The 15,264-nt window shown below is 63.2% G+C and carries 14 protein-coding genes; 5 read left to right on the forward strand and 9 right to left on the reverse strand.

Translation table 11 applies throughout. The annotated features are described in order from the left end of the window. Positions 1–16 precede the first annotated feature (16 nt). The 9 genes from radA to ACWUKX_RS14050 all read right to left on the reverse strand — a co-directional run bounded on the left by radA (position 17) and on the right by ACWUKX_RS14050 (position 10,155). Complete coding sequence (gene radA / locus ACWUKX_RS14010; RefSeq protein ID WP_456007586.1) at positions 17–1,420, reverse strand: DNA repair protein RadA; 1,404 nt, start codon at positions 1,418–1,420, stop codon at positions 17–19. A gap of 230 nt (positions 1,421–1,650) precedes the next feature. Then, complete coding sequence (locus ACWUKX_RS14015) at positions 1,651–3,141, reverse strand: replicative DNA helicase (protein ID WP_065009846.1); 1,491 nt, start codon at positions 3,139–3,141, stop codon at positions 1,651–1,653. A 248-nt stretch (positions 3,142–3,389) separates the two neighbouring features. Next, positions 3,390–4,352, reverse strand: a complete 963-nt coding sequence (locus ACWUKX_RS14020) for a small ribosomal subunit Rsm22 family protein (RefSeq protein ID WP_455850479.1) — start codon at positions 4,350–4,352, stop codon at positions 3,390–3,392. Between the two features lie 3 nt (positions 4,353–4,355). After that, positions 4,356–4,679 (reverse strand): YnfA family protein, encoded by a 324-nt coding sequence (locus ACWUKX_RS14025; protein WP_456007421.1) that lies wholly within the window; start codon positions 4,677–4,679, stop codon positions 4,356–4,358. An 85-nt stretch (positions 4,680–4,764) separates the two neighbouring features. Continuing rightward, the gene (locus tag ACWUKX_RS14030) at positions 4,765–6,054 is read right to left on the reverse strand and encodes an SAM-dependent methyltransferase (RefSeq protein WP_095519615.1); all 1,290 of its coding nucleotides are present in this window, start codon (positions 6,052–6,054) and stop codon (positions 4,765–4,767) included. 278 nt (positions 6,055–6,332) lie between these two features. Then, positions 6,333–6,917, reverse strand: a complete 585-nt coding sequence (rplI, locus tag ACWUKX_RS14035) for a 50S ribosomal protein L9 (RefSeq protein ID WP_127313498.1) — start codon at positions 6,915–6,917, stop codon at positions 6,333–6,335. A 267-nt stretch (positions 6,918–7,184) separates the two neighbouring features. Then, positions 7,185–7,433: a 30S ribosomal protein S18 gene (rpsR, locus tag ACWUKX_RS14040; RefSeq protein ID WP_006203718.1), complete on the reverse strand. Its 249-nt coding sequence runs from the start codon at positions 7,431–7,433 to the stop codon at positions 7,185–7,187. After that, entirely contained in the window at positions 7,433–7,927 is a 495-nt protein-coding gene (gene rpsF / locus ACWUKX_RS14045) for a 30S ribosomal protein S6 (RefSeq protein ID WP_456007423.1), read from the reverse strand. The genes rpsR and rpsF overlap by 1 nt, the downstream gene beginning before the upstream one ends. 302 nt (positions 7,928–8,229) lie before the next feature. Then, positions 8,230–10,155 (reverse strand): LTA synthase family protein, encoded by a 1,926-nt coding sequence (locus ACWUKX_RS14050; RefSeq protein WP_456007425.1) that lies wholly within the window; start codon positions 10,153–10,155, stop codon positions 8,230–8,232. Between the two features lie 267 nt (positions 10,156–10,422). Between ACWUKX_RS14050 and fabD the strand changes: the two genes are divergently transcribed. The 5 genes from fabD to mltG all read left to right on the forward strand — a co-directional run bounded on the left by fabD (position 10,423) and on the right by mltG (position 15,225). Next, positions 10,423–11,364, forward strand: a complete 942-nt coding sequence (fabD, locus tag ACWUKX_RS14055) for an ACP S-malonyltransferase (protein WP_456007427.1) — start codon at positions 10,423–10,425, stop codon at positions 11,362–11,364. 59 nt (positions 11,365–11,423) lie between these two features. Then, positions 11,424–12,161 (forward strand): 3-oxoacyl-[acyl-carrier-protein] reductase, encoded by a 738-nt coding sequence (gene fabG / locus ACWUKX_RS14060; RefSeq protein ID WP_029354396.1) that lies wholly within the window; start codon positions 11,424–11,426, stop codon positions 12,159–12,161. Between the two features lie 189 nt (positions 12,162–12,350). Continuing rightward, positions 12,351–12,587: an acyl carrier protein gene (locus ACWUKX_RS14065; RefSeq protein WP_006203723.1), complete on the forward strand. Its 237-nt coding sequence runs from the start codon at positions 12,351–12,353 to the stop codon at positions 12,585–12,587. Between the two features lie 34 nt (positions 12,588–12,621). Next, entirely contained in the window at positions 12,622–13,884 is a 1,263-nt protein-coding gene (gene fabF, locus ACWUKX_RS14070) for a beta-ketoacyl-ACP synthase II (RefSeq protein WP_095519610.1), read from the forward strand. A 102-nt stretch (positions 13,885–13,986) separates the two neighbouring features. After that, positions 13,987–15,225 carry an endolytic transglycosylase MltG gene (mltG, locus tag ACWUKX_RS14075; RefSeq protein ID WP_456007429.1) on the forward strand — a complete coding sequence of 413 codons (1,239 nt, stop codon included), beginning with the start codon at positions 13,987–13,989 and terminating at the stop codon, positions 15,223–15,225. Positions 15,226–15,264: the final 39 nt, after the last annotated feature.

Genomic DNA, 15,264 nt, shown 5'->3' on the forward strand with positions numbered 1-15,264 from the left:
CACTTCATGAGCCGCGTCACTCTTGCTCGTCGGCGCGGCTGCGCCGTGAGCCGGCTATGCGCGCCACGAGATCGGCAAGCTCGGTGGGCTGGAAAGCGCCGGCCCCTATCCCCCCGGCAAGTTCCTCGCTGCCCAAGGGCAGAACCGCGCTTCCAAAACCCAGCTTTTCGGCTTCCTTCAGGCGCTGCTGCGCGTGCGCAACCGGCCTCACGGCGCCCGAAAGGCTGATTTCGCCGAAATAGACGCAATCGGCGGGAAGGGCAAGACCGGTGAGCGAGGAAACCAGTGCGGCCGCTACCGCCAGATCGGCAGCCGGCTCCGAGATACGGTAGCCGCCGGCGACGTTGAGATAGACGTCATGCGTGCCAAAGCGGACGCCGCAACGAGCTTCGAGAACGGCGAGGGTCATCGACAGCCGGGCGCCGTCCCAACCGACGACGGCGCGGCGCGGCGTGCCCAGCGACGACGGCGCCACCAGCGCCTGGATCTCGACCAGCACCGGCCTTGTGCCTTCCATGCCGGCGAAAACCGCGGCGCCCGGCGCTTTCGCGTGGCGTTCGCCGAGAAAAAGTTCGGACGGGTTGGCGACCTCGCGCAGGCCCATATCAGACATTTCGAAGACGCCGATCTCGTCGGTCGGTCCGAAGCGGTTCTTGACCGTGCGCAGGATGCGGTAGTGGTGGCCGCCTTCGCCCTCGAAATAGAGCACTGCGTCGACCATATGCTCGACGACGCGCGGCCCGGCGATCTGGCCTTCCTTGGTGACGTGACCGACGAGCACGATCGCCGCACCCGTGGATTTCGCATAGCGGATCATCGCCTGGGCGGCGGCACGCACCTGGGTGACGGTGCCGGGAGCCGAATCGGCCATGTCGGTCCACAAGGTCTGGATCGAATCCAGAATCACCAAATCCGGCCGCTTGCCGTCGGCGATGGTGGCGAGGATGTCCTCGACATTGGTTTCGGCGGCAAGCTCCACCGGAGTATCGGCGACGCCGAGCCGCTGCGCACGCAGCCTGATCTGGGCAACCGCCTCTTCGCCCGAGACATAGACGATGCGGTGGCCCTTGGACGCCAGCGCTGCGGCAGCCTGAGTGAGCAGCGTCGACTTGCCGATGCCGGGATCGCCGCCGACCAGCAGGGCCGAGCCGCGCACGAAACCGCCGCCGGTGGCGCGGTCGAGTTCGCCGATGCCGGAGACGATGCGCGGCGCATCCTCGATATCGCCGGACAAAGTCGTCAGCACCACGGCACGGCCCTTGCGCACATTGCGGGTGTTGGCCGGACCCGAGCCGATGCCGCCGGACGTGCCTTCCTCGACCAGCGTATTCCACTCGCCGCAGCCATCGCATTTGCCGGCCCAGCGCTGATGCACCGAACCGCAATTCTGGCAGATGAACTGGATGCGCGATTTGGCCATCAGGCTGATGACGCTCCAAAGCGGCCGGAGGCTGGTGATCCTGCCCACCCCCCTCTGTCCTGCCGGACATCTCGCCCGCAAGGGGGGAGATTGGAGGTCGCCATCGCTTTGGCCAATCGCTGACGTTGCAGGAAGAGCGACGCCGGCAAAGCTGCCGATCTCCCTCCTTGCGGGGGAGATGGCCGGCAGGCCAGAGGGGGGTGTGACGGAGCGCGGCGGTAAGTCAAAAGCTACTCAAACCTCTCCGCAATATGATGCTCCTCGGCGAGGTCGGAGAAGCGGGTGAACTCGCCCTGGAAGGCGAGGCTGACTGATCCGGTAGGCCCATGACGCTGCTTGGCGACGATGACCTCGGCCTTGCCGCGCATCTCGTTCATCTCGTTTTCCCATTTGATGTATTCGTCGGTGCCGGGCTTCGGCTCGCGGTTCTTCAGATAGTATTCCTCGCGGTAGACGAACATCACCACGTCGGCGTCCTGCTCGATCGAACCGGATTCGCGCAGATCCGAGAGCTGAGGGCGCTTGTCGTCACGGCTTTCGACTTGGCGCGACAGCTGCGACAGCGCGATGATCGGCACGGCAAGCTCTTTGGCCAGCGCCTTCAGGCCGGTGGTGATTTCGGTGATCTCCTGCACACGGTTCTGTGAGGATTTGGCGCTCGACCCTTGCATCAGCTGGATATAATCGATGACGATGACGTCGAGGCCGCGCTGGCGCTTCAGCCGCCGCGCCCGCGCTGATAGCTGGGCGATCGAGATGCCGCCGGTCTGGTCGATGAACAGCGGGATCTTCTGCATGGTCTGTGAACAGGCGACCAGCTTTTCGAAGTCCATCTCGCTGATCTCGCCGCGGCGGATTTTCGACGACGGGATTTCGGTCTGTTCGGAAATGATGCGGGTGGCGAGCTGTTCCGACGACATTTCGAGCGAGAAGAAGCCGACGACGCCGCCATTGGCCGCCTTGAACGAGCCGTCGGCCTGTTGTGCCGGCACATAGGCTTCGGCGATGTTGAAGGCCATGTTGGTGGCAAGCGAGGTCTTGCCCATGCCGGGGCGGCCGGCGATGATGATCAGATCGGATGGCTGCAGGCCGCCCATGCGGCGGTCGAGATCGCGCAGGCCCGTGGCGACGCCCGACAGATGCCCGTCGCGCATATAGGCGGCGTTGGCCATGTCGACGGCGGTTTTGACCGCATCGGTGAAGCTCTCGAAGCCGCCATCGTAGCGGCCGGTCTCGGCCAGTTCGAACAGGCGCCGTTCGGCATCTTCGATCTGCTCGGACGGCGACATATCGACCGGCGCATCGTAGGCGATGTTCACCATGTCCTCGCCGACGGTGATCAGTGCGCGTCGCGTGGCGAGATCGTAGATGGCGCGGCCGTAGTCGGCGGCGTTAACCACGGTGACCGCCTCGACCGCCAGCCGCACGACATATTGCGCAACCGTCATGTCGCCGACCTTCTCGTCGGCAGGCAGGAAGGTCTTCAGCGTGATCGGTGTCGCAATCTTGCCCATACGGATGAGTTCGGCGGCGACTTCGAAGATTTTTCTATGCAGCGGCTCGTAAAAATGGCCAGATTTCAGGAAATCCGAGACGCGGTAGAAAGCATCGTTATTGACGAGGATGGCGCCGAGCAGCGCCTGCTCGGCTTCGATGTTGTTCGGTGCCTCGCGATAGAGCGGCGTTTCCGCCACGCCGAATTTTCGTGCTGCCTCTGCCATGATGTCCCCGATTTCGATCCCGGCTCCTCGATATCAGAATGGGAAAAATCAGTGCTGACTTATCTGCAACAGTACCTGTCCAACCGGCTTTGATGCCCACTGTTCACAGGAACGATAAACCGTCCACAGGACGGAATTTCGGGGTTCTGATTCTATTTGACTCGGCAAGGTTGTGATTCTACGCAATGCATTGAACAAATCAAGAACAAATTGAAGAAAGAAACTGTGCCGAGAATCCGACGCTGATCTTAGCCGGTGTCGCCCCAGTCGAGCCGTCGCGCCAGCCTGAACGCATCGCCGTCGCGCTTGGTGAACAGTTTTTCGCCAGCGCTGCCGTCCTTTTCGCAAAGCTTGAGCAGAACTTTACCGGAACCGGATTTCGGCGGCGCGATCACCCGCGCGGCGCGGGATGGGGCAGCTTGTCGTGAGGCAGCGACGTAGATGAATTTCTCATCCTCCCATGGCACGTCGGCGTCTTTGGCCAGCCGGTGCAGGCGCGAACGCGCGACACGGCGCGAAAAATGGCACCAGTCGGGCGGCACGAGCGGGCAGGGAGCCTCATGCGGGCAAGGCGCAAGCACATGCGCTCCCGCCTCGACCAGCTGCCGGCGCACGGCAAGGAGGCGCTGCCATCCGGCCGGCGTGCCCGGCTCGACGACCAGCAGCGTGTTGTCGGTCAGGTGCCAGAGCCGGTCGATGAGTTTTGGCAGCGACGCCGGTCCGATCTCGTCCAGCACATAGGCGCAGGTGACCAACTCGGCCGGCTTGAGATCGGCGAGATCGAGGGTGACATCGCCGGCCTGCCAGGCGATCCTGGCCGTCATCGCCTCAGTGGCAAGCGCCTCGCCGACCCGGCGCACCGCGGCGCTCGCCTCGATGAGCACCGCCTGCTGGAGGTCGGGCCAGACATCGAGCGCGGCCCAAAGCACCGTACCAGGGCCGGCGCCTATATCGAGCAGGGTTTTCGGAGCATAATCGGGTCTTGCCTCGCTGAGCGCATCGAGGCTGGCACGGACGGCGGCATAGGTCGCCGGCAGCCGCGTCGCCAAATAGGCCTTGACCGCCATCTCCTCGGCCATATGCAGGCGGCCGTCGCGCAACTCGGCGCGGTAGCGGTCCGACAGCGTTTTTGCCGCTTGCTTCAGCGCCGGCAGCGGCACTTTTTCGAGGAGACGCTCAACGCCCTGTCGAAGTGGGATAGGCAGTTCCATAGCTCACGCCCCCCGAGGCGCGAGCAGGATGACCGAGGCGCCAAGGATGCAGAGCGCGGAACCGGCAAGGTCCCAACGGTCTGGGCGCACGCCTTCCACCAGCCACAGCCATCCGAGCGAGGCGGCGATGTAAATGCCGCCATAGGCGGCATAGGCGCGACCCGCCGCGCTGACGTCTACCAGCGCCAGCAGGAAGCCGAACAGGGCGAGCGAGGCCAAGCCTGGCGCCAGCCACAACGGCGACTTTTCCAGCCGCCACCACGCCCAGATCGAAAAGCAGCCGGCGATCTCGGCAAGGGCAGCAACGATGTAGATGAGATAGGTCATGAAAAAAGGTCTCGCGGCGACGACGAGACCTTTTTCAGCGTGCGGGCCGGCAAAGGCAAGCCGCAATGGGGCGATCGCCGGCGGTCTATTCCATATCCGCTACCTTGCGCCGCCGCGCGGGCTTGGCGGTAACGGCTTTTGGGCGATGTCCCATGTCGCGCATCTCCAGCGCCTTCTCGCATTTGGCCATATAGTCGCGAGACATCGGCAGCGTGTCGTTCTTCTTGGCGATCTGGATTTGGAAGATCACCAGATCCTGCCAGCGGAAGGCGGCTTCCGAGGCTGCTAGGTAGAACTCCCACATGCGGCAGAAACGCTCGTCGTAAATCGCCTTGGCCTTGTCGCGGTTGGCGGCGAAGCGCTCGCCCCAGTGCTTCAGCGTGTCGGCATAATGCAGCCGCAGGATTTCGATGTCGGTGACGATGAGGCCCGACTTTTCGATCGCCGGCATCACTTCCGAGAGCGAGGGGATATAGCCGCCCGGGAAGATGTATTTGCGGATGAAGGCGCTGGTTGCCCACGGCACGCCGGAGCGGCCGATCGTGTGCAGCAGCATGACGCCGTCCGGCTTCAAGAGCGTCGCCGATTTGTCGAAGAAGGTGCGGTAGTGATTGACGCCGACATGCTCGAACATGCCGACCGAGACGATGCGGTCGAAGCGCTCGTTGAGCTCGCGGTAATCCCTCAATTCGAAATGCACGCGGTTTTCCAGGCCTTGCGCATGGGCGCGGTCGGTGGCGACGCCATGCTGCTCGGTCGACAACGTCACACCTTGCACGTCTACGTCGAAGGACTTGGCGAGATAGAGGCCGAGCCCGCCCCAGCCGGAGCCGATGTCGAGCACCGTCTGACCGGCCTTCAGCCTGAGCTTGGCGGCGATGTGGCGCTTCTTGGCGGCCTGCGCCTCATCGAGCGTCATGTCCGGCTGCTCGAAATAGGCGCAGGAATACTGCATGTCCTCGTCGAGGAAGAGCCGGTAGAGCTCGCCCGATAGATCATAGTGGCGCTGCACGTTGCGGCGCGCGCGCGCCGCCGTGTTGATCTGCTGCAGGCGGCGGAAGGCGTGGCGCAGGCCCTCGATTGCCTTCGACCAGGTGGCATCGATGCCCCCGCTACCCATGTTCTGGAAAGCGATACGCATCACCCCCAGCACGCCACCCTCGAGTATGTCGAGTTCGCCGTCCATGTAGGCCTCCGGCACCGCCAGCATCGGATCGAAGGTGATGGCGCGCTCGGCATGCGCGGTCTTGATGTGCATGTGCACCGGATCGCCAGTGCCATCGCCGAAAATCACCGAGAGGCCTTTCGGTCCAGTGACTTTGAGGTTGCCGGTGCGCACCAGGCGGTCGAGAATGCGTTTCAGCAGAATATTCATGACCAATATCCCCTCTCGGCCAGACACGCTGTCTCGGCGCACGACCCCGAAAATCGGATTCGATTTTCGGAAAGGATCATGCGCCAAACCGAAGTTCTACAGCTTCATTTGCGCGTCCAAAGGACGCGCGGCGCTGTAGTCTGCCTCACATATAGGGGTTCGAAAAGTTCCTTTTGGCACAAAAATGCCCAGGCGAGGGGCCCGGGCATTGGTCCAGAAATGACTGGAAGCCGACGAAACGTTTTAAAGCGCCGCTCTGACGCCTTGTGAACGTGCAATCAGCCGTTGTCTTCGCCGCCTTCGAACTCGGCATTGGGATCGAAGAAGTTGTCCGGGCGCGCATTGTCGTTGATGTCGTCGCCATAGATAGCTTCGGCTGTGGTCAGCGTCTCGCCCTTGGCTTGGCGCTCGGCTTCGTCGGCGGTGCGGGCGATGTTGAGCGTAATGGTGACCTCGACTTCCGGATGCAGCGCGATCGCCACATTGGTAAGGCCGATGGTCTTGATCGGCTGGTTGAGCAGGATCTGGTTGCGGTTGACCGAAAAGCCTTCCGCCGTCAAAAGCTCTGCGATGTCGCGGGTCGACACCGAGCCGTAGAGTTGGCCGGTTTCGCCGGCCGAACGTACGGCGATGAAGCTCTTGCCGTCGAGCTTTTCCGAAATCTGCATGGCCTCGGACTTGCGCTCGAGGTTGCGGGCTTCGAGCTGGGCGCGCTGGCCTTCGAATTTCTTCTTGTTGGCTTCGTTGGCGCGCAGCGCCTTGCCCTGCGGCAGCAGGAAGTTGCGGGCGAATCCATCCTTGACCTTGACGGTATCGCCCATCTGACCGAGGCGGGAAACGCGCTCGAGAAGAATGACGTCCATAGTTTTGTTCCTTCGTTGGGGCGCCAATCACTGGCATCGACGCCGAATTGTCTGGAACAGGGTCAGGAAGCTGAGGGCGTTGCCGCCTATGTCGCTGTCCTGCCTGTCGCGGCAGTTAGAGGTCTTCACCTCAACCCGGGATTTTCAATGCATGTCGCCCAAAAGTGGCCCCGGTTTTGGGACAACGACATGCATCAATCAAGTTCAACCCTGCGGCGCCCGTCGCCGTTGGGAAGAGCGGGCGGCGAACCGCCCGCTGAAAGAGTGTTAGCGAACCACGTAGGGCAGCAGTCCGAGGAAGCGGGCGCGCTTGATCGCCTTGGCGAGTTCGCGCTGCTTCTTCTGGCTGACGGCGGTGATGCGCGACGGCACGATCTTGCCGCGCTCGGAAATGTAGCGCTGCAGAAGACGTACGTCCTTGTAGTCGATCTTGGGCGCGTTGGCTCCGGAGAACGGGCAGGTCTTGCGGCGGCGATGGAACGGGCGCCGGGTCGGGATCTGGTTGATGTCGACCATTATTCTGCACCCCCTTCAACACCTTCGCGCGGACGGCGCGGACCACGATCTGCACCGGCATCGCCACCGAAGCTGCGCGGCGGGCGATCGCCACGGTCGCCGCGATCGCGGTCGCCGAACGAGCGTGGGCCGCGGTCACGGTCGCCGAAGCCGCCGCGTTCCGAGCGCTCTTCGCGCTTCTGCATCATCGCCGACGGGCCTTCCTCATGTGCATCGACCTTGATGGTGAGGAAACGCAGCACATCCTCGGACAGGCCCATCTGGCGCTCCATCTCGTTGAGCGCGGCCGGCGGGCAGGTGATGTCCATCAGCGTATAGTATGCCTTCCGGTTCTTGTTGACCCGGTAGGTGAGGGACTTCAGTCCCCAGTTCTCGACCCGGCCGACGGCCCCGCCATTCGCAGAGATGACGCCCTTGTACTGTTCGACAAGCGCATCGACCTGCTGCTGCGAGAGGTCCTGCCGGGCAAGAAACACATGTTCGTAAAGAGCCATATTGTTCTTTGCCTTTCTTCGTTTCTCTCCCGGTTCCCGCGGCAAAAGCCTCTGCAACTTCTCTGACCCGCCGATCCCTAGAAGGGGGCGGGGAAGAAAGGAGCATGACGAGACGGTCGAGAGCGGAGACACGGGAGGCGGAAGCGCTTCTGGCTCCACACGAAGGTTTTCGAAAAACCTCCGGCCCTCCGTTCAGCCCCCAGCAAGGACCGGCAGATTGCGGGCGTCTATACAGGAATTTGACCGCAAGGCAAGGGCGAGCCGAAAACCCGCCGCTCCAAGGACGATACGTCGCGGCATCTTCAGCTTGTATGCGGGACGCGCTTGTTCACCGTTTCCGGGAAGAAATCGGGCGCCGCATGGCGCTTGCCGAACATCATGTCGTATTGCAGCAGACGGAAATCGCGAATGGCCGGATCGATCTTCTTCTGTCGCGCCCAGTCGGGCGTGTCCTCGCCCGTCGGCTTCATCAACAAATTACGATCGACGACGCTGTAGCGCTCGCGCATCTGGCCGAGGAAGCCGGTGTAATAGGGATGGCTGATCCCGGCCGTGGTCAGGATATGGTAGGGCAGGAAAGCCGGACTTACCGCGCCCATGTCCGCGGCCGGCCCGGTGCGGTTCGACCATACGACCAGCGGCGTCTGGTGATGCAGCAGCATCTGGTCAGGCGGCTCTTTGCGCGGCGCGACATTATCTTTGAGGAAGCCGGTCTCGACATAGACCGGGCCGAGCGGCGGCAGATGGTCGCCGAAGAAGGCGATGACTGTCGGCCGTTGGCGGTTCTTCGCCCATTCGACAAGGCGCTCGAGGCCCTTATCGGCGTCGGATGCACCCTCGATGAAGCTCAGCAGTGAATCCTTTGCCCACTGGCTGGTCGGCGCCTGCACCTTGTGGGTCGGATTGTAGTAGCGATTCGGCTCGTAGGGTCCGTGATTCTGCAGGCTGACGGCGAAGAAGAAGAGCGGATCGTCGGTGGCATCGGCCTCGCGGATGATCTCGTCGGTCATCGCCGCGTCCGAGGCCAGCGGACCGCGCTTTTCGAGATATGGCATATTTTCTTCCGACTTGAAGTCGTCGAAGCCGAAATCCGCATAGACCGGCGTGCGGTTCCAGAACCAGCTCGTGCCCGGATGGATGGCGCGCGTCTCATAGCCCTGGCTCTTCAGGAACGTCGCCATCGACGGCACCGGCGCGCGGACATATTGCTGGTAGGGGATGCTGCCGGCCGGCAGGAAGGCGTTGGAAAAGCCGGTCAGCGCCTCGAATTCGACATTGGCGGTCATGCCGCCGAATTCGGGTGAGAACATGTAGCCCGAGCGCAGCGCCCGCACAGTGGGAATCGGATCGGGCGTGATGTTGACGCCGGGCAGTTCGGTCGGATCCCAGAAGGATTCGCTCATGACGATGATGATGTCGGGCTTCTCGGCCGGCACCGAGGCCGTCACGTCAGGCCTGTCGATCGCTGCGATCGACTTGTCGGAGTAGCCGGCAGGCGCCGAGACATGCGCCATCGGTACGTTGAGCGCGAAGGCGAGCGCGAAGCCATTGGAGGCGTAGTTTTCCTTCTGGTCCCACATGATCGGGATGATCTGCAGCCGGTCCCGCGTCCACGAGAAGGTCGCGTAATCCATGATCGAGACGAAGAAGGCGAGCAACGGCACGGTCAGCGTCAGCCGGGCCAGGCGACCCTTGCGGCTGAGCGCCGGTACCCGGCGGCGCCAGACCCGCCAGCCATAAACGAGCAGCGACAGGCTGCCAACGATTCCGATCGCCAGAGCGATGGCGGTTCCCGGACGTTCGCGCACCAGCAGCGGCATCAGCGCCACGATCTGGCGTGAATAGAGGAAATCGGTCGGATAGAGCGGGTCGCCGAGATAGAGCGATTTCTGATGGCCGACAAAGGCCAGCGCCAGCGTCAGCGGCGCGACGATCATCAGGCTCTGGTGGCTGCGGCCGAGCACGGCGTCGAGGCCGATCAGGATCAGCGCGAAGATGATGATGGTGGTCCAGCCCGGCTTGAAGGGCTGCAGGAAGAAGGCGACGGTGCCGGCAAAGTCGCCGCGCACGATCAGTTCGATCGCAAAAACCAAGATGGTGGCGGCGAGCAGGCTGACGAGGCCATAGCGGATAACAGGCCATTTCCGGCCCGGCAGATAGCCGGTGGCCGGATCGCCTTCCAGAAACTGTGGCGCGACTTTGCCAACGCCTTTCCTAGTCCTTGCCACCTTACAATTCCCCCGACCATACACAAAAGTGTCATTGAGCTGTCATCGATATGTCACGAAAAGCTAACGCCTGTGGCTGAAATAAGAAGAGCCAGCAAACGAATCGTGAGCGATTTTCATCATGAGTGATCGAAAAAAAGCCTTTTGGAACAGGTACTCGACCACCGATACCGAGCCGGAGCGACCCGCGTCGGGCTGCCAGCGGACTTGACTTGCCCGCCCGCCTTGCGTCACAGGCAGGAAAAATCAGCCGCTTGGGAGCCACACATGGCCGTCGCATTCACCTTTCCGGGACAGGGCAGCCAGGCTGTCGGCATGGGCAAGGACCTTGCGGACGCCTTTCCGGAATCGCGGAATATCTTCGAAGAGGTCGACGAGGCGCTTGGCGAAAACCTGTCGAAGCTGATCTGGGAAGGGCCGGAAGAGAGGCTGACGCTGACCGCCAATGCCCAGCCGGCGCTGATGGCTGTGTCGCTCGCCGCGATCCGGGCGCTGGAATCGCGCGGCCTCTCGCTGAGGGACAAGGTCGCCTATGTCGCCGGCCACTCGCTCGGCGAATATTCGGCACTTGCCGCCGCCGGTTTCGTTTCGGTGGCCGATGCGGCCCGGCTCTTGCGTATCCGCGGCAATGCCATGCAGGCGGCTGTGCCGGCCGGTGAAGGCGCCATGGCGGCGATCATCGGGCTGGAACAGGCCGATGTCGAAGACGCCTGCGCTGAAGCGGCCAAAGGTTCAGTTTGCCAGATCGCCAACGACAATGGCGGTGGCCAACTGGTGATCTCCGGTGCCAGCGCGGCGGTCGAACTGGCGGCGAGACTGTGCATGGAAAAGGGCGCCAAGCGGGCGCTGATGCTGCAGGTCTCGGCGCCCTTCCATTCGGCGCTGATGGCACCGGCGGCCGAGGTCATGCGCGAGGCATTGGCCGAAGTCACGAAGAACGCGCCGTTCGTGCCCGTGGTCTCCAACGTGTCGGTCACTCCGTCCAGCGATCCGGACGCAATCGCCCGCCGTCTGGTCGAACAGGTGACCGGCCGCGTGCGCTGGCGCGAAACGGTGGAATGGTTCGGCACGAATGGCATTGCGACGCTTTACGAGGTGGGCGCCGGCAAGGTGCTGTCGGGACTGGCGCGGCGCATCAACCGCGATATGGCCACCGGCGCCGTCGGCACGCCGGCGGATGTCGACGCGGCGCTGGCGGCGCTTGCATAACCAACCGAGATTCGACCCCGCCCGTGGAGGGTGTTCTCTCTTAGATCAGGAGACAAGACATGTTCGAATTGACCGGCCGCAAGGCCCTCGTCACAGGCGCATCGGGAGGCATCGGCGAGGCGATCGCCAGGGTGCTGCATGCGCAGGGCGCCGTCGTCGGCCTGCACGGCACCCGCGTCGAAAAGCTGGAGACGCTGGCGGCCGAACTCGGCGACCGGGTCAAGCTGTTCCCGGCGAACCTTTCCAATCGCGACGAGGTCAAGGCGCTCGGCCAGAAGGTCGAGGCCGATCTCGAAGGCGTCGACATTCTCGTCAACAATGCCGGCATCACCAAGGACGGTCTGTTCGTACGCATGGCGGACGCCGACTGGGATACGGTGCTCGAGGTCAATCTGACCGCCGTGTTCCGGCTGACCCGCGAACTCACCCATCCGATGATGCGGCGCCGGCATGGCCGCATCATCAACATCACCTCCGTGGTTGGCGTCACCGGCAATCCCGGCCAGACCAATTACTGCGCCTCCAAGGCCGGCATGATCGGCTTTTCCAAGTCGCTGGCGCAGGAGATCGCGACCCGCAATATCACGGTCAACTGCGTCGCCCCCGGCTTCATCGAATCGGCGATGACCGACAAGCTCAACGACAAGCAGAAAGAGGCGATCATGGCAGCGATCCCGACACGGCGCATGGGCACCAGCGCCGAAGTCGCTTCGGCCGTCGCCTATCTCGCTTCCAACGAAGCTGCCTATGTCACCGGCCAGACCATTCACGTGAATGGCGGCATGGCGATGATTTGACAGTTGCGGGAAAACACCCCTTTTCGCCTTGGACCCAGGCCGATTTTCGTGTAATGCGGCCCGCAACCGGGCGGTTCGGGCAAAAACCGGTCCGGTGCCGTTGCGTTTCCGACAGGACCATCTTTCAGCTTGATTAGCGGCATTCCGCCCGCTAACGAAGACAGACAAACAAAAGACGAGGATGCCCAAATGAGTGACACCGCAGAGCGCGTCAAGAAGATCGTTATCGAGCACCTTGGCGTCGATGCCGACAAGGTGACGGAGCAGGCGAGCTTCATCGATGATCTGGGCGCGGACAGTCTCGACACGGTCGAACTCGTCATGGCGTTCGAAGAAGAATTCGGCGTCGAGATCCCGGACGATGCGGCCGAAACCATCCTGACTGTTGGCGATGCGGTGAAGTACATCGATAAGGCTTCGGCCTGACGCTATTTGTAGTCACCAGCGAGGAGGACCTGCGATGAGGCGTGTCGTCGTCACGGGCCTTGGGCTGCTTTCGCCGTTCGGCGTGGGTTTCGAGCATGGCTGGAAGGAGCTTCTGACCGGCCGCAGCGCAGCCAAGCGCATCACCGAGTTCGAGGTGGAGGATCTTGCCTGCAAGGTCGCCCACGTCGTTCCCCGCGGCAATGGTGAGAACGCCACCTTCAATCCCGAGGCCGTTCTCGAGCCGAAGGAACTGCGCAAGATCGGCGACTTCATCCTCTACGGGATCGCGGCCGCCGACGAGGCGCTGAAGGATTCGGGGTGGGCGCCGAAGTCCCATGAGGAGCAGTGCGCCACCGGCGTGCTGATCGGCTCCGGCATCGGCGGCATCGAAGGCATCGCCGAGAACGCGATGATCCTGAAGGAGCGCGGTCCGCGCCGCATCAGCCCGTTCTTTATCCCCGGCCAGATCATCAATCTCGTCTCCGGTCAGGTTTCGATCCGGCATGGGCTGAAAGGCCCCAACCACGCCGTCGTCACCGCTTGCTCCACCGGCGCGCATGCCATCGGCGATGCAGCTCGGCTGATCATGTGGGGCGATGCCGACGTGATGGTCGCAGGCGGCGCGGAAGCGCCGGTGACCCGGCTGTCGATCGCCGGTTTCGCCGCTTGCCGGGCGCTGTCGACCGACCGCAACGAAGCTCCGGAAACGGCCTCGCGTCCCTATGACCGTGACCGCGACGGCTTCGTCATGGGCGAGGGCGCCGGCGTCGTCATTCTGGAGGAGCTGGAACACGCCAAGGCGCGCGGCGCCAAGATCTATGCCGAGGTCACCGGTTACGGCTTGACCGGCGATGCCTATCACATCACCGCGCCGGCCGAAGATGGCGACGGCGCCTTCCGCTGCATGGTTGCGGCGCTGAACCGGGCCAAGCTGACGCCCGCAGACGTCGACTACATCAATGCGCACGGCACCTCGACCATGGCCGACACGATCGAGCTCGGCGCGGTCGAGCGGCTGGTTGGCAACGCTGCGTCGAAAATATCGATGTCGTCGACCAAGTCGTCGATAGGCCATCTTCTGGGTGCAGCGGGCGCCGCCGAGGCGATCTTTTCGATCCTCGCCATTCGCGACAACATCGCGCCGGCCACCATCAATCTCGACAACCCGGAGCGAGAGACGGCGATCGACCTGGTGCCGCACAAGCCGCGCTCCCGCCAGATCGACGTGGCGCTGTCCAATTCCTTCGGCTTCGGCGGCACCAACGCCTCGCTGGTCTTCCAGCGCTACAATGGCTGACCGGTCCGCCGGCCGGCACGGCGTATGCGTGCCGTCAATTTTGCCATATTCGCCCCTACTCTGCCCAAGGGGATTCGTTGCAAGACCAAACGGTAGGGCGCCATGAACACGAATGCGGCGGACAACGGGGAATTCGGGCAACGGTCCACACCGTCGAGTCCGATCGTGCCGAAGACGGCCAGCGAGGCATTGCGGCCCGAAGCCGGCACGCCACCGCCCAAGCGCTCGCGCGCCTCGCGCAGCCAGTTCGTTGTGTTCATGAACTTCGTCATCTCCTTGGTGATGCTGTTGATTCTGGCGGCCGGTTTTGCATTGTATTTCGGCAAGCAGGAATTCAACGAGCCCGGCCCGTCTGCCAATGCCGACACCTTTCTGGTCAAGCCGAACACCGGCGTCCAGGAAATTGCAGAGCAGCTCGAGCGGCGCGGACTGGTCAGCGACGCGCGCATCTTCCGCCTTGGCGTGCGTGCCTTTGGCAATGATTCTGCCCTGAAGGCCGGCGAATACGAGATCAAGCCGCAGGCCTCCATGCGCGACATCATGGAGTTGCTGAAGAGCGGCAAGTCGGTGATGTATTCGCTGACCGTCCCCGAGGGACTGACGGTCGAGCAGGCGCTGCAGCGCATCGCCGAGCAGGCAGCGCTCGACGGCGATATGCCGGCGACCATTCCACCCGAGGGCAGCCTTGCTACCGACACGCTGCGTTTCACCCGCGGCGCGACACGCCAGCAGATGGTCGACAAGCTTTTGGCGGATCAGAAGAAGCTGGTCGAGGAAGTCTGGCAGCGGCGCGCCCCCGATCTGCCTCTGGCCAGTGTGGATGACTTCGTCACCCTGGCTTCGATCGTCGAGAAGGAGACGGGCAAGGGCGACGAACGCTCACGGGTCGCCGCCGTCTTCCTCAACCGGTTGGCCAAGGGCATGCGGCTGCAGTCCGATCCGACCATTATCTACGGCCTGTTCGGCGGCAAGGGCAAACCCGCCGACCGCCCAATCTATCAGTCGGACATCAAGAAGCCGACGCCCTACAACACTTATCTGATCAACGGCTTGCCGCCGACGCCGATCGCCAATCCCGGCCGTGCGGCACTGGAAGCCGTCGCCAATCCGTCGAAGACCGACGACCTGTATTTCGTTGCCGACGGCACCGGCGGTCATGTCTTTGCCGCGACGCTCGCCGAGCACAACGAGAATGTCGCCCGCTACCGGGCGCTGCAGAAGAAGCTGGCCGATGATGCTGCCAAGGCCGGAACTGCCAAGGCCGACGCCGCCAAGGTGGAAGGTCAGACCGATGCGCCGGTGGACGGCGGCGACGATGGCGACGCGGGAGCGGCGCAGTAGCGCCGGACGGTTCTGGGATCGTCCCTCCGATTCGTTTGA

The sequence above is a fragment of the Mesorhizobium sp. f-mel genome, from assembly GCF_053850215.1.